This window comes from Acidovorax kalamii, assembly GCF_002245625.1.
Lineage (GTDB): Bacteria > Pseudomonadota > Gammaproteobacteria > Burkholderiales > Burkholderiaceae_C > Acidovorax > Acidovorax kalamii.
Map to the genome: position 1 here is coordinate 1 of NZ_NOIG01000026.1, position 1,163 is coordinate 1,163.

Sequence of the window (1,163 nt, forward strand, 5' to 3'; positions counted from 1 at the left end):
GCAATGATCTTGGCCACGACGCCAGCGCCCACCGTGCGGCCGCCTTCGCGGATAGCGAAGCGCAGACCTTCTTCCATGGCGATGGGGTTGATCAGCTTCACAGTGATCGACACGTTGTCACCAGGCATGACCATTTCCTTGTCGGCTGGCAGCTCGATGGCGCCAGTCACGTCGGTCGTGCGAAAGTAGAACTGAGGACGGTAGTTGTTGAAGAAAGGCGTGTGACGGCCACCTTCGTCCTTGGACAGAACGTACACCTCAGCCGTGAAGTGGGTGTGGGGCTTGATCGAGCCGGGCTTGCACAGCACTTGGCCGCGTTCCACGTCTTCGCGCTTGGTACCGCGCAGCAGCAGGCCGACGTTGTCGCCAGCTTGGCCTTGGTCCAGCAGCTTGCGGAACATTTCCACGCCGGTGCAGGTCGTCTTTTGCGTGTCGCGGATACCCACGATTTCGATTTCTTCGCCGACCTTGATGATGCCGCGTTCCACGCGACCGGTCACCACGGTGCCACGGCCGGAGATGGAGAACACGTCTTCCACGGGCATCAGGAAGGCACCGTCCACAGCGCGCTCGGGCGTGGGGATGTAGGTATCCAGGGCTTCGGCCAGCTTCATGATGGCTTCTTCACCCAGCTTGCCCTTGTCGCCTTCCAGGGCGAGCTTGGCAGAGCCACGGATGATGGGGGTGTCGTCGCCTGGGAAGTCGTACTTGTCCAGGAGTTCGCGCACTTCCATTTCGACGAGTTCCAGCAGTTCTTCGTCGTCCACCATGTCGCACTTGTTCAGGAACACGATGATGTAAGGCACGCCCACTTGGCGAGCCAGCAGGATGTGCTCGCGGGTCTGGGGCATGGGGCCGTCAGCAGCGGAGCAGACCAGGATAGCGCCGTCCATCTGGGCTGCGCCGGTGATCATGTTCTTCACATAGTCGGCGTGGCCGGGGCAGTCCACGTGGGCGTAGTGGCGGTTGGCCGTTTCGTATTCCACGTGGGCGGTGTTGATCGTGATACCGCGGGCCTTTTCTTCGGGTGCAGCGTCGATCTGGTCGTAGGCCTTGGCTTCGCCGCCGAACTTGGAGGACAGCACCGTGGCGATGGCTGCCGTCAGCGTCGTCTTGCCATGGTCCACGTGGCCGATCGTGCCCACGTTCACGTGGGGCTTGGT

The 1,163-nt window shown here is 61.9% G+C and carries 1 protein-coding gene; it reads right to left on the reverse strand.

From position 1 onward, the window contains the following. On the reverse strand, nt 1-1,163 hold a 1,163-nt coding region (gene tuf / locus CBY09_RS23390; protein WP_094291968.1), incomplete at both ends, for an elongation factor Tu.